This is a genomic window from Streptomyces sp. NPDC003036 (genome assembly GCF_040611175.1).
Classification (GTDB): domain Bacteria; phylum Actinomycetota; class Actinomycetes; order Streptomycetales; family Streptomycetaceae; genus Streptomyces.
In genome coordinates, this window is record NZ_JBEXNO010000005.1 from 151,002 (window position 1) to 171,400 (window position 20,399).

Sequence of the window (20,399 nt, forward strand, 5' to 3'; positions counted from 1 at the left end):
GCCGGTGCGCTTCACGGACCGCGGCGGTCTGCGGCCCGAGCGCCGCAACGGCAGCGTGACCGCCCTGCTGGACCGGATCGGCGGGGCCGTCGACCCGCGCAGCGTCACGCTCCGCTGGGTGGCGCCGTCGGACGCGGAGGCCGACGCGCGCGCGGCGCGGCTCGGGCTCTTCCACGGCCTGGGCACGGAGTTGGGCTACCGCTACGAGGCCGTGCCGGTCGGCCCGGAGGCGTACCGGGGCTACTACGACGACGCCGGGGTCAACCTCCTGTGGACGGTGTGGCACGGCATCGAGGACGAGGTGCCCGTGCTCGTCGACCCGCGCGAGCCGCTGCGCTCGCTGGCGGGCTACCGGACCGTCAACGAGACGCTGGCGGCCCATGTCGCGCGCGGCGCGCCGCCCGGGGCGGTGGTGGCGTGCCACGACTACCAGCTGCTGCTCCTGCCGGGTGCCATACGCCGTCGGCGCGACGATCTGTGGATCAGTCACTTCAGCCACACGCCTTTCCCTGCCCGGGAGTCATGGGCGCGGCTGCCGCACCCGCTCGTCCCGACGCTGGTCCACGGCATGCTCGGCGCCGACCTGCTGGGCTTCCAGCGGCCCGCGTGGGCGCGGCGGTTCCTGGAGTGCTGTGCCGAACTGGGGCTGGCCGTCGACCACGAGCGGGGCCTGGTCGCGTCGGGGCGGGGGCGTGCCACGTGGGTGCGGTGCTACCCGGTGACCGTCGACGGTCCGGCGCTCGCCACCCGCGCCCTGGCGCCGCGCGTCACCGAGTGGGCGGCCAGGACCAGGGACGGGGACCCGCGCGCGGTGATCGCCCGCGTGGACCGCCTCGACCCGGCGAAGAACGCGCTGCGCGGCTTCGAGGCGTACGCCCGCCTGCTGAACCAGGACGCGGGGCTGGCGGAGCGGGTCCGGTTCGTGGCCTGCCTGGTCCCGTCCCGGGAGCGGGTGCCGGCCTACCGCGACTACCGCGACCGGGTCCGGCGCACGGTCGAGGCGGTGAACGCCCGCCATCCCGGGGCCATCACGGTCCACGACGGCGATGACGCGGAGCGCGCCCTCGGCGTGCTGCGCGCCCATGACGTGCTGCTGGTCAACGCGGTGGCCGACGGGATGAACCTGGTCGCCCAGGAGGGCGCGCTCCTCACCGAGCGGGACGGGGTGACGGTGCTGTCCGCCGGTACCGGCGCGGCCGACCTGCTTCCCCGTGACGCCACCGTGCCTCTGGAGCGGCCGCGCGACGTCGAGGCGACGGCGGACGCGCTGTACACGGCGCTGACGCTGCCGCCCGGGCGGCGGCGGGCCATGGCGGCCCGGGCCCGCGCGGCGGTCGCGCACGCCGACCCGGTCGACTGGCTGCACGACCAGCTCGCCGACATCGCCGCGATCCGGGCCGGACGGGCCCCGTCGCGGCTCGGCTTCCCCCGCGAGGTGGGGCGGGCGGTGGCCGAGGGGGTGTCCGTGCCATGAGCGGCGCCGGCTCCTCACCCGTCGCGGTCCTTTTCGACTTCGACCACACGCTCTTCGCGCACGACGACAGCCCGCGGTGGGTGCTCGACGCCTGCCGCGCCGCGGGCCGCGACACCGGCGGGGCGGCGGCGCGGGCGCTGTACGACCGGATGCTCGCGGAACGCCGTACGCCCGGTGTCACGGCCGCGATGCGGGGCTGCCAGCGGTCCGCCGCCGCGCACCGCCGCGCCCATCTGGCGTGGTTCGGGCGGGCCGGGGCGGACGAGGAGCTCGCGCGGGCGCTGTACGCGCGGCTGCTCTCGCCGGAGGCCTGGACTCCGTACGAGGACGTCGGCGCGACCCTGGCGGCGCTGCGGGCGCACGGCGTGCCGGTCGGCGTCGTCAGCAACGTCGGCTGGGACATCCGGCCCACCTTCGCCGCCCACGGCCTCGCCGGGTACGTCGGCGCCGACGCCTTCGTGCTGTCGTGCGAGGAGGGCGCCGAGAAGCCGGATCCGGCGCTGTTCCGGACGGCGTGCGCCCGTCTCGGGGTCCCGCCGGGGCGGGCGCTCATGGTCGGCGACGACCCCGTGAACGACGGCGCCGCCGTCACCGCCGGCCTCCGCGTTCATCTGCTGCCCGACCAGCCGCCGGGCGCCTGCCGGGGCCTGGCCGGCGCGGTCCACCACGTGCTCCATGCCGATACCCACACCCGTCGAACCCTTCGCACTCCGCAGGGAGAACCGCATGCCTTCCACTGACCGCGCCTGGGCGCACGTCCCCGAGGACGTCCTCGCCCCCTTCCGTACCGCCGCCGTCACGGGCGGCTCGGGCTTCGTCGGCCGCCACCTGGTCACCGCGCTCGCCGACCACGGCGTGCGGGTGCGGGTGGTGGACCTCGTCGCCCCCGACGTGCCCTTACCGGGCGCCGAGTTCCACCAGGCCGACCTGCGCGACCCGGCCGCCACCGCCGAGGCGCTGGGCGGCGTCGACGTCGTCTTCCACCTCGCGGGCAACCCCAGCGGTACGCGCTCGCTGCTGGACCCGCGCTTCGACTTCCGGATGAACGTCGAGGCCACCTTCAACGTCGCCGAGGCGTGCGCCCGTTCGCGTACCCGCCTGGTGCACCAGTCGGCGGCCTCCGTCTACGGGCCGCCGACGTACAGCCCCACCGACGAGGCGCACGCCAAGGACCCGATCCTGCCGTACGGGGCGCACAAGCTGTGCGGCGAGGCCATCATCCGGGGCCTGGTCAAGACCTGGCACCTGCCCGCCTCGATCGCCCGGCCGTTCGTCATCTACGGCCCCGGCGAGGACCCGCGCCGCGCCGAGGGCGAGGTCTCGCAGTTCCTGCGCTGGCACCTCAACGGCAAGCCCATTCCGGCGGTCGGCGACATCGACCGCAAGAGCCGCGACTTCGTCCACGTGGAGGACATGGTCAGCGGGCTGCTGTACGTCGCGGGGCGCGCCGAGCCGGGCGAGGCGGTCAACGTCGGTTCCGGTACCGACACGTCGCTGCGGCAGCTCGCCCGGACCATCGGCGAGGTGACGGGGAGCGAGGCGGTGCTGGAGGCCGACGCCACCGTCCTGGACGACAGTTACGCCCTCGTCGGCGACATCGGCCGGGCCCGCGCCCTCGGTTACAGCCCGCACGTGACCCTGCACGACGGGATCGCGGCCCTCGCCCGGGAGCTGGGCGACCGGCCCGAACTCCCCTCCATCACCTCGAGCTTCCAGAAGGAGGCCCCGCAGGAAGCCCCGGAGAACCGCGGATGATCTCCACACGTACGGCCGTCGCGGCCGCGTTCGTCCTCAACGGCATGGTGTACGGGTCGTGGGTGGGCCGGGTCCCGGCCCTCGCCCACCAGGTCGGCGCCGACGAGGGCGCCCTGGGTCTGGCCCTGCTGGGCCAGGTCGCGGGGCTCCTCGCGGGGGCCACCTTCGCCGGGTGGGCGTGCGCGGCCCTCGGCACGCGCCGGGTCACGCTCACCGCGCTCCCGGCGATGTGCCTGGCGCTGGTGGTGCTGTCGCTGCCGGGCGGGTACGCCCTGCTGGGCGCGGCGTTCTTCGTCATCGGGTTCACCGTCGGCACGCTGGACGTGGCGATGAACATCTGTGCGGTCTTCGTCACCGCGCAGGTGGGACGGCCGCTGATGTCCTTCTTCCACGCGGTGTTCAGCACGGGCGCGGTCGCCGGTTCGGCGGGCGCCGCCCTCGCGGCGTGGGCCGACTGGGGCACCCGTCCGCACTTCCTGCTGGTGGCGGCCGTGGCGCTGGTGCTGGTGGCCGTGTTCGGGCGCCACCTGCCGACGGTGGGGGCGGAGCAGAAGGCCGCGGGGCGGGCCGGCAAGGGAGGGGACGCTGCGGCGCCTCGGCCGGTCCGGCAGGTGATGCTGTGGCTGATCGCGTTCACCCTCTTCTGCGCCGCGATCGGCGAGGGCGCCATGGCGAACTGGTCCGTCCTCTTCCTCGACACCGAGCGCGGCATGTCCGCGTCGGCGGCCGCCGCCGGGTACACCGTCTTCTCCGTGGCCACCGTCGTCGTCCGCTTCCTGGGCGTCCGGCTGGAGGAGCGGCTGGGCCCGTACCTGCTGCTCGGCCTCTGCGGCGCGACCGCCGCCGGCGGCCTGCTGATCGCCGTCGCCCTGCCGTGGGCGGCGGCCGGGTACGCGGGTCTCGCCCTGGCGGGCCTCGGTTTCGCGCTGGTCTTCCCGGTCGCCATCGGCCAGGCGGGCAAGCACGGCCAGAGCCTCGGCACCAGCGGCGAGCGGGAGGTGGGCTTCGTGTCCTCCGTCGCGTACGTCGGGCTGGTGACGGGGCCGCCCGCCATCGGGGCGCTCGCGCACGCCACCTCGCTCTCGGTGGCACTCGGGTGCGTGGGCGGCGTGGTGGCGCTGGTGGTGGTGTTCTCCCGGCTGGCCGCCCGGCGCGACGCGCGGACCTCCGCCCCGCCGGGGCGGGTTCCGCCGGGATCCGGCGGCGGACACCCGGAGCCGACCGTGCCGCAGGGGACGACACCATGACACCTGGGCCTCCCCCGGTCCGGTGGGGCGTGCTGTCGACGGGGCGTCAGGCGGCCGCGTTCGCCGAGGACCTGATGCTTCTCGACGACGCCGAGCTGGTCGCGGTCGGCTCACGGACCGCGGCCTCGGCGCGTGCCTTCGCGGCGCGGTACGCGGTGGAGCGGGCGTACGGCGGCGGCCCGGGGGAGCTCGCCGCCGACCCGGACGTCGACCTCGTGTACGTGGCGTCCGTCAACGCCGCGCACCACGGCGCCGTCCGGACCTGCCTGGAGGCGGGCAAGCACGTGCTGTGCGAGAAGCCCCTGACGACGAACGTCCGGGACGCACAGGATCTGATGCGGCTGGCCGAGGCGCGGGGCCTGCTCCTGATGGAGGCGATGTGGACGCGGTGCCTGCCCGCCGTACGCCGGGCCGCGCGGCTGGTGGCGGACGGCGCCGTCGGTACGCCGCACCTGCTGCGCGCCGCGACCGGCGGCCGCGCCCCGGCGCCCGCGCTGGCCCGGCTGCGTGACCCGGAGGGCGGCGGGGCGCTCCTCGACTCGGGCGTCTACCCGCTCGCCCTCGCCGACCTCCTGCTCGGCACGCCTCAGTACATCGACGCCCGCTCCCTGTCCACGGCGCCCCTCGTGGACGACACCACGGCCCTGCTACTGGGCTACCCGTCCGGCGCCATGGCGGAGCTCGCCTGCTCCTTCGCCACCGAGCTTCCCGCCCACGCCGACCTCTCCGGCGGCGAGGCCCGCATCGAACTGCCCGCCCCCTTCTACGCCGCCGACCGCGTGCTCCTCCACCCGGCCCGCGGCCCGTCCCGCGCCTGGCCCCTGCCGCCGACGGGGCGCGGCTACACCCACGAAGCGAGCGAGGCGATGCGCTGCGTCCGCGCGGGCCTGACCGAAAGCCCCCTGGTCCCGTGGTCGGCGACGCTCGGCGTGCTGACGGTGACGGACGCGGTCAGAGGCGCCGGGTCCGCCTCGTCGCATCGGGCTCGGCATCGCACCCGTGAGGGGTGCTGAAGCGCTCCAACAGCCGGATCGCCATGCCGTGGTTGTAGGAGCGGGCCGTGTCCTTGGCGGTTTTGCCGTCGAGGGTGAGGGTCGGGTCGGCACCGTAGGCAAGAACGATCGCGGTGAGCGCGCTGTCGATCGGTTGCCCTGACTGGGTGGCCGAGTCCGCTTCCACGTCGATGGCGTGCATCAGCAAGGTCATCCCGCAGCAGACCTCGTTCACGTCCGCTCCCTCGTCGAGGAGGCGTGTAAGGAGCGCGTGGTCGCCCATCTCCACCGCTTGATGTGCGGGCGCCCAGGCATTCTCGAATTTGAACATGCTCACCACGGCATCTTCCCCCTGAAGGAGCACAGTTGTGATCGGCCGGACCGACCCTGTGCGGGGGCCGCGAGGCGCCGACGGCCCGGACTCTGTTCGGGCGGACTCCAGAGGTCGGGCCGTCGGGACTACCGGGACGTCCGGTCGGGCGTCAGGCGTCAGGCGCGGCAGCGCAGCATCTCCAGCGGCGGGTTGGCGTGGAAGTCCGCCCAGTGGTCCGCACCGAACTCGCGCACGCCGGCGTCGGACACCCGCAGCGGAACCCAGGTCAGGTCGGTGAACCCGGCGGCCGTCAGGGACTTCTCGTAGACGTCGCGGCGCGGGCGGTTGGCGACGAAGGAGACCGGCGGGTCGAGCAGCGCCGTGGTCCGGACGCGCGGTCCGGTCTCACCCTCCTCACCAGTGAGCTCGGTGCGGAAGCCGTACCTCTCCGGAGTCGGCCCGTCGAACCGGTAGTCGGGCGACTGGTTGAGCAGGAAGAGCTCGGCGCCGGGCTTCAGGCTGCGGTGCAGGTTGCGGCACATGCGCTCCGTGGTGGCCATGTCATCCGCGTAGTTGAGCAGCTGGACCGCCAGGCCGATGTCGAAGGGCTCCTCGAAGGACCGCAGTTCGGCCACGTCGCCGACCTCGTAGCGGATGCCCAGCGGCTCGCGCTCCTCCAACGCCTGTGACACGGCGACCATCTCGCTGGAGATGTCGATGCCGAGCACCTCGGCGGCGCCCCGCCGCTTGAACTCCCGGCTGTAGAAGCCGGTGCCGGAGGCCAGGTCGAGCACCGACTTGCCGCGTACGTCCCCGACCATGGCCAGGAAGCTGGGCACGACCACGTACCGCTCCAGCGGCAGTGCCTTGAAGCCCTCGTACGCCTCACCGATCTCGTCATACTGCTGCACGCTCATCGCGCCGTCCTCCCGTGTGCTTCGTCATGCCCATGGCTCGGCCCCCGTCCCTGTTCCCGGGACATGCCGCGACCTCCGATGGCAGTCTCTCCACATCACGGCGGACCCTCGTATGGGCAGAAGCCACAAAGATCAGGACATCGTCCCGGCCTCATGTACGGGCCGGGACCGCCGCACCCCCTAGGGAAGCGGCGGCCCCGGTCTCAGCGGCAGTGCGGCCCAGATGATCTTGCCGCCGGTCGCGGTGTGCTCGACGTCGCACGTGCCGCCCGCCTCGCGGGTGATCTCGCGGACGAGCAGCAGTCCCCGGCCGCCCGTGCGCGCGGAGTCCGACTCCAGCGCCTTGGGGCGGTACGGGTGGTTGTCCTCCACGGACACCCGGATCCACTCCGGGCCGATCCCGACCTCGACCGCGACCTCGGGCGACAGCAGCGCCGCGTGCCGTACGGCGTTGGTCACGAGCTCGGAGACGATCAGCAGCAGCCCCTGCCCGATGTCGTCGCGGACGGGGATGCCTTGACGTTTCAGCAGATCCCTGACGGCGTGCCTGGCCTGCGGTACGGAGACGTCGACGGCGGGAGCGGTGAACCGCCAGACCCCTTCGTACGTCGGTGGCCGCGTCGGCGCGGGGGTCCGCGCCGGGGTGCTCCCGCGGGATCCGATGGTCCGGCTTTCACCTTCGTGCTCGATTGTCGCCACGCAACGAGTGTGGGAGCGGCGAGGGCCCCTCCCGGCCAGTGACCGGAAGTCATCGCGTAGCCGACGCCTTCTGACCGAATGGGTCGCTGGAGATTGTCCTTTGACCGCTTTGTCGATACGCGTGGTCACGGCCCGCCCCCCGTCGGCGGATAGCATCCGGCCCATGGAGCAGCAGCCGCAGCTGGAGCACAGCGTCTCGGACGGTGTGGCCACCGTCGTCATCAGCAACCCCGCCAAGAGGAACGCCATGACGTCGGCGATGTGGCGCGCCCTGCCCGGCCTGCTCTCCGGACTGGCCGCCGACCGGGACGTCCGGGCGCTGGTGCTGACGGGCGCGGGCGCCACCTTCTGCGCTGGGGCGGACATCGCCTCGCTGGGCGCGCCGGGCGACGAGCAGCAGGCGCTGGCGGTACGGGCCGAGGAGGCGCTCGCCGCCTTCCCGAAGCCGACGCTCGCCGCCGTACGGGGCTACTGCGTGGGCGGCGGAAGCCAGCTGGCGGCCGCCTGCGACCTGCGGTTCGCCGAGGAGGGCGCGCTGTTCGGCATCACCCCGGCCAAGCTCGGCATCGTCTACCCCGCCTCCTCCACCCGCCGCCTGGTCTCGTTGGTGGGCCCGTCGACCGCCAAGTACCTGCTGTTCTCGGGCGAGCTGATCGACACGGAACGCGCCCTGCGCACCGGCCTGGTGGACGAGGTCCACCCGGCGGGCGAACTCGGCAAGCGGGTGGCGGAGTTCACCCGGATCCTGGTGTCCCGCTCGCAGCTGACGCAGGCGGCGGCGAAGGAGTTCGCGACCGGTCGCACCGACCGGGACGCGTACTGGGCGGAGCAGGCGCGCGACAGTGGCGACACCGCCGAGGGGGTCGCCGCCTTCCTGGAGCGGCGGGCGCCCCGCTTCACGTACGGGGTGTGAGGTGACGGCGGCGGCGGCACTGCACGGCGCCTGGCTGAACGGCCTGGCCATGAACCCCTCCGCGTCCCCGCGGGTGCTCATCCGGGTGCTGGGCATGGCGCCCGCGCAGCGACTGCCCTTCCGGCTGCGCTTCCGGCCGCTGCCTGCCGAGGTGATCGAGGCCTGGGCCCGTCACCCGGACGCGCGGACCCGCCGTGAGGTGGCGGAGCACATCCACCTCACTCCCGAGCAGCGCACACGGCTGGTCGGCATGGACGAGCGGATGGCGTGGATGGTGGCGCTCCACCTCGGCCACGAGCCGGACGCCCTGACCGACGCGGGGTTCGAGCGGCTGGCGACGCATCCCAACGCCATGGTGCGCGGTGAGCTCACCCGCCACCCGCGGCTGCCTCCCGGTCCGCTGCGCCTGCTGGCCACGGACCCGGAGCCGGGCATCCGGCGCGCGGCCTGCCCGAGTGCCTGGGAGCACCTGGACACCGGGCAGCGGGCGGCGCTGCTGGCCGACGAGGACGACGGCGTACGCTCCGCGGCGCTGGTGAGCCACCACCGGAACGGCCCGCCGATGGACCCGGCGGCGTACGCCTCCCTGCTCGATGACGAGAGCCGGGAGCGGGCGGCCGAGGAGTGCTTGCTGAGGCGTGACCTCGCCGAGCGGCTGGTCCGGGACGACGACTCCGGGACGCGGTGCTCCGTGGTCCGCAACCTGCGCCTGGACGCGGACCTGGTGGCCGTCCTGGGTGAGGACCCGGACGACACCGTACGCTTCCACGCCTCCGTCCATCCGGCGCTCACCGAGCGGCAGCGGGCGGCGGTGCGCGGCGTGGAGGTGGGCCCGCACGACCACCATGACCCGCTGCGGTGGGTCCAGGACCGGTACGGCGACCCCGACGAGATGCGCCGGTGCGCCGCGTCCGGCCATGTGCTGCTGCGGCGCAGCGCCGCGACCGCGCGGAGCCTGCCCGCCGATGTGGTCGAACGCCTCGCGGCGGACGAGGACTTCGCCGTACGGCTCATGCTCGCCGAGAGGTGCGCCGAGGCCCCGGGGCACCTGCTGCTGGAGATGTGGGAGTCCTGGGAGGGCCGCTCCGCCCACCGGATGCCCGAGCACCCGAACTTCCCGCGCGCGGGCCTGGTCCGGTACGCCGACGATCCACGGCCCCGGATGCGGGAAGCCGCGCTGCTGGATCCGGGCTGCCCGGCCGAGGTCGTCGAGCGGCTCAGCCGTGACCCCGAGGAAGCCGTACGCCGCCGGGCGCTGGACGACCCCCGCCTGTCGGTGGAGTCGGTGGTCCGGCTGACCGGCGACCCCGCGTGGTGGGTGAGGAACGCCGCCGTACGCGATCCCCGCGTGCCCGCCGAGGTGCTCGCCGGTCTTCTGGAGGAGCGGCAGACCGCGGACGAGGCGGCGGCGAACCCCGCCCTGCCGGAGGCCGCGATGCACGCGCTCATGGACCGGGCGGGGCTGCCGGACGTGGCCTAGTGCTCTGTCCGCGGCCGGCCGGGCGCGACGGAGCGCCGATGCGGTACAGCACGTTCGGACGCAACGGTCCTTCGGGGGCGGTGGGGTCCTCGAAGTCGTCGGCCGGGTCCCGGGTCATGCCGATCCTGCGCATCACGGCCTGAGAGCGGAGGTTGGCAGAGGTGGTCACGGCGAGGATCTCGGGAAGCCCCAGTGTGTCGAAGCCGTGGGCCAGGACCGCCAGCGCGGCCTCGGTGGCGTAGCCCTGGCCCCAGGAGGAGCGGGCGAGCCGCCAGCCGATCTCCACTCCGGTGAACGGCATGCCGTCATCCACCTGATCCAGGCCGGCGAAGCCGATGAACTCGCCCGTGGCCCGCACCTCGACCGCCCACCACCCGTAGCCCCGCCGGGCGAACTCCCCCTGGAACCGTGCCACGGAGGCATCGCTCTGTTCACGGGTGAGCAGGTCGCCCAGGTGCTCCCGCACCTCGGGATCGGCATTCATCGCCGCCCACGGTTCAAGGTCGGACTCACGCCATCGCCGCAGGGTGAGGCGCTCGGTATGCAGGTCGGTCATGCGGCCCACCCAACGTGAGCTCTCGCGCCGGGGCAATCGCATTTCCTCAGAGCGACCTGCCAGCCCCCGCGGTCAGAGCACTAGGCCTCGCCGCGCATCCGGGCCACGATGGCGGCCGGGGCCTTCTCCGGGGAGCCGGCGTCGTACGGGGGCCGCGGGTCGTACTCCGTCATCAGCTGGACGGTCTGCGCGACCGTGTCGCCGGCGATGCGGCCCAGCAGGTGGAGGGCCATGTCGATGCCGGACGAGACGCCGGCGGCCGTGACGTACTTGCCGTCGAAGACGACGCGCTCGCCGGTCGGTTCGGCACCGAGCTCCTTCAGCCGCTCCATGGCGAGCCAGTGGGTCGTGGCGCGCCGGCCGCCCAGGAGGCCCGCCGCCGCCAGCAGCAGGGAGCCGGTGCAGACGGAGGTGGTCCAGGTGGTGGCGGCGTCGGCGGTACGGAGCCAGTCGAGGAGTTCCTCGTCGCGCAGGACCGGCTCCCACTCGCCGGTGCCCGGAACGACGACGACGTCGGGGCGGGAGACCTCGGCGAGGGTGCGGTCGGCGACGACGGCGAGGTTGCCCTGGTCGTTGCGGACCGGCCCGGTCTCCTTGGCGACGAAGACGGTCTCGGCGCCGGGCAGGTGGCTGATCATCTCGAAGGGCCCGATGGCGTCGAGGCTGGTGAAGCCCGGGTAGAGGAGGATGGCGATCTGCATGGGCGTGGACGTCCTTTCAGTGACTGGGTACGTGCGGCGCGTGGAAACGCCGCCGGTATTCGGCGGGCGCGGTCCCGAGCGCCTTGACGAAGGCGCGGCGCATCGCCTCGGGCGTGCCGTAGCCGGCGGCCCGGGCGACCTCCTGCACACCGTCGGCGGTGTCCTCCAGCAGGCGCCGCGCGTGTTCGAGGCGGACCCGGTCGACGTAGCGGCCGGGTGTCGTGCCGGTCTCCGCCTGGAAGGCGCGGGCGAAGTGGCGCGGTGAGAGGCGGGCGCGGGCGGCCAGGGACTCGACCGAGAGGTCGGCGGCCGGGTGCTCGGTGATGAACTGCTGCACCTCGCGCAGGGGTTCGCGCCGCGCGGTCTGGGCGGCGAGCTGGGCGCTGAACTGGGCCTGGTTGCCGGGGCGGCGGAGGAAGACCACCAGGTGGCGGGCGATGGTGAGCGCCGTGTCCCGGCCGAGGTCCTCCTCGACCAGGGCGAGGGCGAGGTCGATGCCCGCCGTGACCCCGGCGGAGGTGGCGAGGTTCCCGTCCCGTACGAAGATCGGGTCCGGATCGACCTCCACCGCCGGATGGTCGCGGGCGAGGTGGTCGCAGAACGCCCAGTGCGTGGTGACGCGCCGGCCGTCCAGCAGGCCCGCCTCGGCGAGGAGGACGGCGCCGGTGCAGACCGAGACCAGGCGTTCGGCGCGCGGGGCGTGGACGCGCAGCCAGTCGATCAGGCGCGGGTCGGGTGTGCGGGTGCCGTCGCCGCCGGGGACCAGGAGGGTGTGCGGCGGCTCGGCGTCGGCGAGCGAGGTGTCGGCGGCCAGGCGCAGGCCGCTCTGGGTGCGGACGGGCGCTCCGTCGAGCGAGGCGGTACGGATCGGGTACGGGGGGACGGCGCCGAGCTGAGCCGCCCCGGCGAACACCTCCACCGGTCCGGTGACGTCCAGGCTCTGCACGCCGTCGAAGAGGACGACGAGTACGGGTCGCTGCGTCATGCCCCTCATCCTTCGGGGCGGGACCCGATGGCGGCAATGACGAGAAGCCCACCTTTCCTGCCATGCGGCGGTACGCGGCCTGGCCCTGCGTACTGACCAGTCGGTAACGTACGACCCATGACGACTCTGCCGCCGCGCGCCGGCCGCCGCTGCCACAACGCCCTCAACCCACTGCACTCGACGGTCTACTTCTCCCCCGACTACGCCAAGGAGCTCGCCGGGCTCGGCGTCGCGGACTCCAGCGCCGCGTACTTCGCCGGGCGCGCCGCCGCGATGGGCGCCGTCGGCCCCGGTGTGGTCGCGGCCGCCTTCTACAACTTCAACCACGAGCTCATCGCCCGCCACCTCCCCGCCGTCTGGGACGTCGCCTCCCCCGGGGCCGTACTGGCGGCGCGGCTGCGGGCCGCCGACACCACGCTGCGGCGCCTGCTCGGTGACGGGATCGTCGCCTCGGCGGAGATGGCCGAGGCCGCCCGGCTCGCCCTGCGCGCCACCGAGGCCTGTACGCGGCACGCCCGCCCGCTGTACGCCGCCCACGCCGACCTGCCGGTCCCGGAGGAGCCGCACCTCGCGTACTGGCACGCCGCGACGCTGCTGCGCGAGCACCGCGGGGACGCGCACCTGGTCGCGCTGCTCGCCGCCGGGCTCGACCCGCTGGAGGCGCTGGTCAGCCACACGGCGACGGGCAAGGGCATGGCGCCGCGCTGGATCCTCGCCACCCGCGGCTGGCGGCGCGAGGACTGGGACGCGGCGGCGGACCGGCTGCGCGAGCGCGGCCTGCTGGACGAGGCCGGCGACCTGACGGAGGCCGGTTCCGCCCTGCGCGCGGAGCTGGAGGACCGCACCGACCGCCTGGACGCGGCCCCGTACGAGCACCTCGGCGCGGCGGACGTCGAGCGCCTCACCGAGCTGGGGCGGGGCTTCCTGGCCACGGCGATGGCGGCGGGGGCGTTCCCGCAGGACCTCGCCGGCAAGGGCTGAGGCTACGGGCTACGGGCTACGGGCTACGGGCCGACGTTTCGCGGATCCGGGCGCGGCAACCCGCAGGGGGCAGCCAACCGGACATGGAGGTGTCCCCTTTGCGCACCATCGCAGACTTCTTCCGCATGATCGGCTCGGCCGTCGCCACCGTGGTGACCCTGCCCTTCCGCCTGCTGGCCCGGCTCTTCGGTGGGGCGTCGCGGGGCGGGGGCAGGGCGCGGCGCGCTTAAGGCCGGCCCCGACGGCAGGGCAGGCGGACACGTCGTGCGGTGACCCGGCAGAATGCAGGCTCAAGCTGGTAGGCACGAGAAGGCGAGTCGGGACACCGTGACGACGTCCATCGAAGGCAGGATCGCCGAGGAGCTCGGCGTACGCGAGCGGCAGGTGAGGGCGGCCGTCGAGCTGCTCGACGGCGGGTCGACCGTGCCGTTCATCGCGCGCTACCGCAAGGAAGCGACCGAGATGCTCGACGACGCGCAGCTGCGCACGCTCGAGGAGCGGCTGCGCTACCTGCGGGAGCTGGAGGAGCGGCGGACCGCGATCCTCGACTCCGTACGCGAGCAGGGCAAGCTGACCGAGGAGCTCGAGGCGCGGATCCGGGAGGCGGACACCAAGGCGCGCCTGGAGGACATCTACCTGCCGTTCAAGCCCAAGCGGCGCACCAAGGCGCAGATCGCGCGCGAGGCGGGTCTGGAGCCGCTCGCGGACGGGCTGCTCGCCGACCCGTCGGTGGAGCCGCTGGCGGCGGCCGCCGCGTTCGTCGACGCCGACAAGGGCGTCGCGGACCCCGCCGCCGCGCTGGAGGGCGCCCGCGCCATCCTCACCGAGCGGTTCTCGGAGGACGCCGACCTGATCGGCGAGGTCCGCGAGCGGATGTGGACGCGCGGCCGGCTGGTGGCGAAGGTCCGGGAGGGCAAGGAGGAGGCCGGCGCGAAGTTCGCCGACTACTTCGACTTCGCCGAGCCCTTCACCGAGCTGCCCTCGCACCGGGTGCTGGCGATGTTCCGCGGCGAGAAGGAGGAGGTCCTCGACCTCGTCCTGGAGCCGGAGGAGCCGGTCGAGGGCCCCTCGTCGTACGAGGCGATCATCGCCTCCCGCTTCGGGATCGCGCAGCGGGGGCGGCCGGGCGACAAGTGGCTCGCCGACACGGTCCGCTGGGCGTGGCGCACCCGCATCCTGGTCCACCTCGGCATCGACCTGCGGCTGAGGCTGCGGACGGCGGCGGAGGACGAGGCGGTGCGGGTCTTCGCCGCGAACCTGCGCGACCTGCTGCTGGCGGCCCCCGCCGGGACGCGTGCGACGCTGGGGCTCGACCCCGGTTTCCGTACGGGCGTGAAGGTCGCCGTCGTCGACGCGACCGGCAAGGTCGTCGCCACCGACACGATCTACCCGCACGTGCCGGCCAACAAGTGGGACCAGGCGCTGGCGACCCTGGCCCGGCTCGCGAAGGAGCACGCGGTCGAGCTGATCGCCATCGGCAACGGCACCGCGTCCCGCGAGACCGACAAGCTCGCCGCCGAACTCATCGCCAGGCATCCGGAGTTGAACCTCACCAAGGTGATGGTGTCGGAGGCGGGCGCTTCGGTGTACTCGGCCTCCGCCTTCGCCTCGCAGGAGCTGCCGGACCTCGACGTCTCGCTGCGCGGGGCGGTGTCGATCGCGCGCCGCCTCCAGGACCCGCTCGCCGAGCTGGTGAAGATCGACCCCAAGTCGATCGGCGTCGGTCAGTACCAGCACGACCTGTCCGAGGTGAAGCTGTCGCGGTCGCTGGACGCGGTGGTCGAGGACTGTGTGAACGGCGTCGGGGTCGACGTCAACACCGCGTCGGCGCCCCTGCTGTCGCGCGTGTCGGGCATCGGGGCCGGACTCGCCGAGAACATCGTGGCGCACCGGGACGCCAACGGGCCCTTCCGGTCCCGCAAGGCGCTCAAGGCCGTGCCGCGGCTCGGCCCGAAGGCGTACGAGCAGTGTGCGGGCTTCCTGCGCATCCGGGGCGGCGACGACCCGCTGGACGCGTCGAGCGTGCACCCGGAGGCGTACCCGGTGGTGCGGCGGATCGTGAAGACGACGGGCGGCGAGGTGGCCTCGCTGATCGGCAACACGTCGGTGCTGCGGTCGCTGCGGGCGGACGACTTCGTGGACGAGACCTTCGGTCTGCCGACGGTCACCGACATCCTGCGCGAGCTGGAGAAGCCGGGTAGGGACCCGCGGCCCGCGTTCAAGACGGCCACCTTCAAGGAGGGCGTCGAGAAGATCGGCGACCTGGAGCCGGGGATGGTGCTGGAGGGTGTGGTCACGAACGTGGCCGCCTTCGGCGCCTTCGTGGACGTCGGTGTGCACCAGGACGGGCTCGTGCACGTCTCGGCCATGTCGCGGAACTTCGTCAAGGACCCGCGCGAGGTGGTGAAGCCGGGCGACGTGGTGAAGGTGAAGGTGCTGGAGGTCGACATTCCGCGCAAGCGGATCTCGCTGACGCTGCGGCTCGACGACGACGCCGCCGAGTCCGGCTCCGGCGCGCCGAAGCGGGAGCGGGAACGGGGCGGCCGGCCGCCGCAGCAGCGCAAGGGCGGAGGCGGCGGAGGCCGTAAGGCCCAGGGCCAGAGCCAGGCGCCGGCACCCGCGAACAGCGCCATGGCGGACGCCCTGCGCAAGGCGGGCCTGCTGGGCGGCGGTGCCGGCGGTGGCAAGGGCCGGCGCTGAGGCGGAGGGCGGGCGGTGGTGCCCCCGAGGCACTGCCGCCCGCCCGGCGTGCGGGCGCGTACGGGCTGTGTGACCCTGGCCGCATGAACCAGGTCGGAGACAAGCCCGAGGAAGTCCGCAAGCACCTCCAGGAGGAGAAGCGGGACGCCCGGCAGAAGGAACGCAAGCCCGGCGACGACCGGTCCGCGAAGACCCCGGGTCCGGTCCGGCGCGACGACGAGCCGTTCGAGGAGCCGTACGAGGAGCCCGAGGACCGCCCGTAGGCGGCCGGACGGGCGTCAGACCTCCGTGACCTTGCCGTCCGCCACCTCGACGCGGCGGGTCGTACGCACCGCGTCCAGCATGCGGCGGTCGTGGGTGACCAGCAGCAGCGTGCCCGTGTAGGAGTCGAGCGCGGACTCCAGCTGCTCGATCGCGGGCAGGTCGAGGTGGTTGGTCGGCTCGTCCAGGACGAGCAGGTTCACGCCCCGCCCCTGGAGCAGGGCGAGCGCGGCTCGGGTCCGCTCCCCCGGGGAGAGGGACGTGGCGGGCCGCAGGACGTGGTGGGACTTCAGGCCGAACTTCGCGAGCAGCGTGCGTACGTCGGCGGGCTCGGTGTCCGGTACGGCGGCGCAGAACGCGTCCAGCAGCGACTCGGTGCCGTGGAAGAGGCGGCGGGCCTGGTCGACCTCGCCGACGACGACGCCCGATCCGAGGGCGGCGTGGCCCGCGTCCAAGGGGAGGCGGCCCAGGAGGGCGGCGAGCAGGGTGGACTTGCCCGCACCGTTGGCGCCGGTGATGGCGACCCGGTCGGCCCAGTCGATCTGGAGGGTGGCCGGGCCGAAGCGGAAGTCGCCGCGCCGGACCTCCGCGTCCCGCAGGGTGGCGACGACGGCGCCGGAGCGCGGGGCGGCGGCGATCTCCATCCGCAGCTCCCACTCCTTGCGGGGCTCCTCGACGACGTCCAGGCGCTCGATCATGCGCTGGGTCTGGCGGGCCTTGGCGGCCTGCTTCTCGCTCGCCTCGCTGCGGAACTTGCGGCCGAGCTTGTCGTTGTCGTTACCCGCCTTGCGGCGGGCGTTCTTGACGCCCTTGTCCATCCAGGAGCGCTGCATCTGGGCGCGGCCTTCGAGGGCGGCTTTCTTGTCGGCGTACTCCTCGAAGTCCTCGCGGGCGTGGCGCCGGGCGGTCTCCCGCTCCTCCAGATAGGCGTCGTAGCCGCCGCCGAACAGCCGGATCTGCTGCTGGGCGAGGTCGAGCTCGAGGACCTTGGTGACGGTGCGGGCGAGGAACTCGCGGTCGTGGCTGATGACGACCGTCCCGGCGCGCAGGCCGGTGACGAAGCGCTCCAGCCGCTCCAAACCGTCGAGGTCGAGGTCGTTGGTCGGCTCGTCGAGCAGGAAGACGTCGTAGCGGGAGAGGAGCAGGGAGGCGAGACCGGCGCGGGCGGCCTGGCCGCCGGAGAGCGCGGTCATCGGCAGGTCGAGGCCGACGGTGAGGCCCAGGGAGTCGGTGACCTCCTCGGCGCGTTCGTCGAGGTCGGCGCCGCCGAGGTCCAGCCAGCGCTCCAGGGCGGTGGCGTAGGCGTCGTCGGCGCCGGGCGCGCCGTCGACGAGCGCCTGGGTGGCCGCGTCCATCGCCTCCTGGGCGGCGGCGACGCCGGTGCGGCGCGCGAGGAAGCCGCGTACGGTCTCGCCCTCCCGGCGCTCCGGCTCCTGCGGGAGGTGGCCCACGGTGGCGGTCGGCGGCGAGAGGCGCAGCTCCCCGTGCTCGGGCGTGTCGAGCCCGGCGAGGAGCCGGAGCAGGGTCGACTTGCCCGCGCCGTTGACACCGACGAGGCCGATGACGTCGCCGGGCGCGACGACGAGGTCGAGGCCGGAGAAGAGGGAGCGTTCGCCGTGGCCGGCGGCGAGGTCCTTGGCGACGAGAGTGGCAGTCATAGCGGGTCGATCCTAGGGCCTGTCCTCCGGGTCGTGCCGGGCGGCGGTGTCACGGGGCGACGAGCACGCCGCCCATGGCCCGGGCCACCAGGTACGCCCGGCCGCTCCCCGCCACGCGGGCGTCCAGTGGGAGGCGGTGCCCGGCCCGGTTCCAGGACGCCGCCGAAGAGGTGGGGCCCGCTCGATCTGCGCGGCGAGCAGCGGAACGACAGGCCGGGGGCCGTCGACGTACGCGACCGTCTCGGCCGCGCGCCAGGACGGCCCCGGCCCTGACGGCCGGGGCCGGCGCGAAGGTCGCGTAGGCGCGTCCGTCCGCGTGGTCGCGCCGAGCGTGGGGCTCGGGACCGCGCTCGGGGTCGTGCTCCTGCTCGGCAGACATGCCCGGAGTACGCCCGCGGCCGGCGCTCGGCCACCGTGCCGCCGCGGTGGCCCGAACATGCCGAAAGGGCCGCGGGTGGCGGCCCTTTCGGGGATCCCGGCCGCTCGGCCTCCCTCGTGGGGAGGTCCGAGGCCGGCCGGTGGTCTCGGAGTCCACGCGTCATCGGCCGGGCTCGGGCCGCGACGCGCGGTTCAGTCCGTGACGGAGACGGGCGCGGCGAGGCTCAGCCCGGGAACGGCTTGCTCGCGTTGTTGTCGCTGTCGATGCAGGCCCGCATCTTGCGCTCGATCGCCGTGGCCTGCGCGCGGGCCTTGCGGGCCTCGGCCTTGGCGCCGTCGTGCTCCAGGCGCTGGGCCTTCTGCCGCAGGTCGGCGATCTGCTTCTGCATCTGCGAGATGTTGCAGGTGACCGTCTTGGCGACCAGGTCGACCGCGGGCTGCTCCACGTGGGCGCCGCCGATCAGGAGCCCGCCGGCCACGAGGGCGGAGACGGCGAGCGCGGAAATACGTACACGCATATAAGGGGACCTCAACTTCCGGGCTGTGCGGGCCCGTTCGTGGGGGGTGATCATTACCGAGTGGTAACAATAGCGCAGTGATCACCGCTCCCCGGACGGCCGGTCGTGCTCCTCCCCCGGCTCCTCGCCACCCTCCGGCCCTGCCCCGCGCCCATGCCCGGCGTCCGGCTCGGCCGGCCCGATCCGGATCTCGAACTCGCCCGCGTACTTCTCGTGGCCCGCGATCACCGCCTCCTCCACGGCCTCCTCGGCGAGTTCGCCGCGGACGATCAGCGGGTCCTGCCGGAGGTCCCGCATGAGGGCCCAGCACATGCCGACCATCACCAGGACGAACGGCGCCGCGACGAGGATCGTCAGGTGCTGGAGACCGGCGAGCGCGTCGCCCTTGCCCTCGCCGACGAGCAGCATCACGGCCGCGACGGCGCCCGTCACGATGCCCCAGAAGACGACGACGAACCGGGCCGGTTCGAAGGTGCCCTTCTGGGAGAGCGTGCCCATCACGATGGAGGCCGCGTCGGCGCCGGAGATGAAGAAGATGCCGACGAGGATCATGACCACCAGGCTCATCACACCGGCGATCGGGAACTCCTGGAGCACGCCGAACAGCTGTGCCTCCGGCGTCGCGTCGGCCTGGAGCCGGCCCCGCTCCTCGAGGCGCATGGCGGTGCCGCCGAAGACGGCGAACCAGATCAGGCTCACCGTGCTGGGCACCAGGATCACGCCGCCGACGAACTGGCGGATGGTCCGCCCCCGGCTGATGCGGGCGATGAACATGCCGACGAACGGCGTCCAGGAGATCCACCACGCCCAGTAGAAGACGGTCCAGCTGCTGAGCCAGTCGGCCACGTCGCCGCCGCCGGTCGCCGCCTCCGTGCGCCCGGCGAGCTGCGGCAGCTCACCGAGGTAGGAGGCGAGCGAGGTGGGGATCAGGTCGAGGACCAGGATGGTGGGGCCGGCGATGAAGACGAAGGCGGCGAGCACGAGGGCCAGCACCATGTTCGTGTTGGAGAGCCACTGGATGCCGCGCTCCACTCCCGAGACCGCCGAGAGGACGAAGCACACCGTCAGCACGGCGATGATGGAGACCAGCAGTCCGGTCCCGGCCTTGTCCAGCCAGCCCACCTCGCGCATGCCGCTGCCGATCTGGAGCGCGCCCAGGCCCAGGGAGGTGGCGGAGCCGAAGAGCGTGGCGAAGATGGCGAGGATGTCGATCACCCGGCCGGGCGCTCCCTCGGCCCGCCTCTTGCCGATCAGCGGGGTGAAGACGGCGCTGATGTTCTGCCGCCTGCGGCGCCGGAAGGTGCTGTACGCGATGGCCAGGCCCACCACGGCGTAGATGGCCCAGGGGTGCAGGGTCCAGTGGAAGAGCGTGGTCGCGAGCGCCGTCTGCATGGCGTCCGCCGAGTCGGCGGGGTCGGTGCCCGGCGGCGGCGTGGTGTAGTGCGCGAGGGGCTCGCTGACCCCGTAGAACATCAGCCCGATGCCCATGCCCGCGCTGAACATCATCGCGACCCACGAGACGGTCTTGAACTCCGGCTCCTCGTGTTCCTGCCCGAGCTCGATGCGGCCGTAGCGGCTGACGGCGAGCCAGAGGGCGAAGACGACGAAGCCCGAGGCGGCCAGGACGAACGCCCAGCCGCCGTTGTGCATCAGCCCGCCGAGCATGGAGTCGGAGAGGCTCTCCAGGGACTTGGTCGCGGTGGCGCCCCAGATGACGAAGGCGAGGGTGAGGACGGCCGCCACGCCGAACACCACCGCGTCGGTCACGGGCGGCTTCTCCTCGTGCGGGTGGCGGCCCGGGAGGGCCGCCTTCACCGGCAGCCGCAACCGTTGTCCCGGTTTGCGTTCGTCGTGCGACACAGGCGGCACCT

Annotated in this window: 20 protein-coding genes; 11 read left to right on the forward strand and 9 right to left on the reverse strand. The window is 73.8% G+C overall.

Translation table 11 applies throughout. The features are described 5' to 3' along the window. Nucleotides 1-4 precede the first annotated feature (4 nt). From ABZX67_RS05860 to ABZX67_RS05880, 5 genes are read left to right on the forward strand one after another with little or no spacing between them, the layout of a single operon-like run. Nucleotides 5-1,474: a trehalose-6-phosphate synthase gene (locus ABZX67_RS05860; RefSeq protein ID WP_355355120.1), complete on the forward strand. Its 1,470-nt coding sequence runs from the start codon at nt 5-7 to the stop codon at nt 1,472-1,474. Continuing rightward, a complete protein-coding gene (locus ABZX67_RS05865) occupies nt 1,471-2,214 on the forward strand; it encodes an HAD-IA family hydrolase (RefSeq protein ID WP_355355123.1) in 744 nt (247 codons plus the stop codon). The genes ABZX67_RS05860 and ABZX67_RS05865 overlap by 4 nt, the downstream gene beginning before the upstream one ends. Then, nucleotides 2,201-3,229: an NAD-dependent epimerase/dehydratase family protein gene (locus tag ABZX67_RS05870; protein WP_355355126.1), complete on the forward strand. Its 1,029-nt coding sequence runs from the start codon at nt 2,201-2,203 to the stop codon at nt 3,227-3,229. The genes ABZX67_RS05865 and ABZX67_RS05870 overlap by 14 nt, the downstream gene beginning before the upstream one ends. Continuing rightward, nucleotides 3,226-4,476: an MFS transporter gene (locus tag ABZX67_RS05875; protein WP_355355129.1), complete on the forward strand. Its 1,251-nt coding sequence runs from the start codon at nt 3,226-3,228 to the stop codon at nt 4,474-4,476. Before ABZX67_RS05870 ends, ABZX67_RS05875 begins: the two co-directional genes overlap by 4 nt. Beyond that, nucleotides 4,473-5,489, forward strand: coding sequence for a Gfo/Idh/MocA family oxidoreductase (locus ABZX67_RS05880; RefSeq protein ID WP_355355132.1), 1,017 nt, complete (start codon nt 4,473-4,475; stop codon nt 5,487-5,489). Before ABZX67_RS05875 ends, ABZX67_RS05880 begins: the two co-directional genes overlap by 4 nt. Here ABZX67_RS05880 and ABZX67_RS05885 read toward each other — a convergent pair. The 3 genes from ABZX67_RS05885 to ABZX67_RS05895 all read right to left on the reverse strand — a co-directional run bounded on the left by ABZX67_RS05885 (nt 5,428) and on the right by ABZX67_RS05895 (nt 7,361). Next, entirely contained in the window at nt 5,428-5,799 is a 372-nt protein-coding gene (locus ABZX67_RS05885; protein ID WP_355355135.1) for an ankyrin repeat domain-containing protein, read from the reverse strand. The two genes, ABZX67_RS05880 and ABZX67_RS05885, sit on opposite strands and share 62 nt — an antisense overlap. A 158-nt stretch (nt 5,800-5,957) precedes the next feature. Then, a complete protein-coding gene (locus tag ABZX67_RS05890; protein WP_355355138.1) occupies nt 5,958-6,698 on the reverse strand; it encodes a class I SAM-dependent methyltransferase in 741 nt (246 codons plus the stop codon). A 180-nt stretch (nt 6,699-6,878) separates the two neighbouring features. Continuing rightward, on the reverse strand, nt 6,879-7,361 hold the full coding sequence (locus tag ABZX67_RS05895) for an ATP-binding protein (protein WP_355355250.1): 483 nt from the start codon (nt 7,359-7,361) through the stop codon (nt 6,879-6,881). Between the two features lie 199 nt (nt 7,362-7,560). On the opposite strand from ABZX67_RS05895, the gene ABZX67_RS05900 reads away from it, so the two are divergent. Both ABZX67_RS05900 and ABZX67_RS05905 read left to right on the forward strand, forming a co-directional pair. Continuing rightward, nucleotides 7,561-8,310: an enoyl-CoA hydratase/isomerase family protein gene (locus ABZX67_RS05900; protein WP_355355141.1), complete on the forward strand. Its 750-nt coding sequence runs from the start codon at nt 7,561-7,563 to the stop codon at nt 8,308-8,310. A gap of 1 nt (nt 8,311) precedes the next feature. Then, nucleotides 8,312-9,790 (forward strand): PE-PGRS family protein, encoded by a 1,479-nt coding sequence (locus ABZX67_RS05905; protein WP_355355144.1) that lies wholly within the window; start codon nt 8,312-8,314, stop codon nt 9,788-9,790. On the opposite strand, the gene ABZX67_RS05910 is transcribed toward ABZX67_RS05905, so the two are convergent. The 3 genes from ABZX67_RS05910 to ABZX67_RS05920 all read right to left on the reverse strand — a co-directional run bounded on the left by ABZX67_RS05910 (nt 9,756) and on the right by ABZX67_RS05920 (nt 12,032). Further along, nucleotides 9,756-10,346 carry a GNAT family N-acetyltransferase gene (locus tag ABZX67_RS05910; protein ID WP_355355253.1) on the reverse strand — a complete coding sequence of 197 codons (591 nt, stop codon included), beginning with the start codon at nt 10,344-10,346 and terminating at the stop codon, nt 9,756-9,758. The two genes, ABZX67_RS05905 and ABZX67_RS05910, sit on opposite strands and share 35 nt — an antisense overlap. Before the next feature lie 80 nt (nt 10,347-10,426). Next, the gene (locus ABZX67_RS05915) at nt 10,427-11,047 is read right to left on the reverse strand and encodes a DJ-1/PfpI family protein (RefSeq protein WP_355355147.1); all 621 of its coding nucleotides are present in this window, start codon (nt 11,045-11,047) and stop codon (nt 10,427-10,429) included. A 16-nt stretch (nt 11,048-11,063) separates the two neighbouring features. Next, nucleotides 11,064-12,032: a GlxA family transcriptional regulator gene (locus ABZX67_RS05920; RefSeq protein WP_355355150.1), complete on the reverse strand. Its 969-nt coding sequence runs from the start codon at nt 12,030-12,032 to the stop codon at nt 11,064-11,066. A gap of 117 nt (nt 12,033-12,149) precedes the next feature. On the opposite strand from ABZX67_RS05920, the gene ABZX67_RS05925 reads away from it, so the two are divergent. The 4 genes from ABZX67_RS05925 (at nt 12,150) to ABZX67_RS05940 (ending at nt 15,976) form a co-directional block, all read left to right on the forward strand. Further along, nucleotides 12,150-13,013, forward strand: a complete 864-nt coding sequence (locus tag ABZX67_RS05925) for a hypothetical protein (RefSeq protein WP_355355153.1) — start codon at nt 12,150-12,152, stop codon at nt 13,011-13,013. Nucleotides 13,014-13,111: 98 nt separating this feature from the next. Beyond that, the gene (locus ABZX67_RS05930) at nt 13,112-13,243 is read left to right on the forward strand and encodes an LPFR motif small protein (RefSeq protein WP_260604312.1); all 132 of its coding nucleotides are present in this window, start codon (nt 13,112-13,114) and stop codon (nt 13,241-13,243) included. A gap of 97 nt (nt 13,244-13,340) precedes the next feature. Then, entirely contained in the window at nt 13,341-15,713 is a 2,373-nt protein-coding gene (locus ABZX67_RS05935; protein WP_355355157.1) for a Tex family protein, read from the forward strand. An 83-nt stretch (nt 15,714-15,796) separates the two neighbouring features. After that, a complete protein-coding gene (locus tag ABZX67_RS05940) occupies nt 15,797-15,976 on the forward strand; it encodes a hypothetical protein (protein WP_355355160.1) in 180 nt (59 codons plus the stop codon). 15 nt (nt 15,977-15,991) lie between these two features. Here ABZX67_RS05940 and ABZX67_RS05945 read toward each other — a convergent pair whose 3' ends face one another. The 3 genes from ABZX67_RS05945 to ABZX67_RS05955 form a co-directional block, all read right to left on the reverse strand. Beyond that, complete coding sequence (locus ABZX67_RS05945; protein ID WP_355355163.1) at nt 15,992-17,632, reverse strand: ABC-F family ATP-binding cassette domain-containing protein; 1,641 nt, start codon at nt 17,630-17,632, stop codon at nt 15,992-15,994. Between the two features lie 602 nt (nt 17,633-18,234). Beyond that, nucleotides 18,235-18,528: a hypothetical protein gene (locus ABZX67_RS05950; RefSeq protein ID WP_355355166.1), complete on the reverse strand. Its 294-nt coding sequence runs from the start codon at nt 18,526-18,528 to the stop codon at nt 18,235-18,237. Between the two features lie 81 nt (nt 18,529-18,609). Next, nucleotides 18,610-20,349 (reverse strand): BCCT family transporter, encoded by a 1,740-nt coding sequence (locus ABZX67_RS05955; RefSeq protein ID WP_355355256.1) that lies wholly within the window; start codon nt 20,347-20,349, stop codon nt 18,610-18,612. Nucleotides 20,350-20,399: the final 50 nt, after the last annotated feature.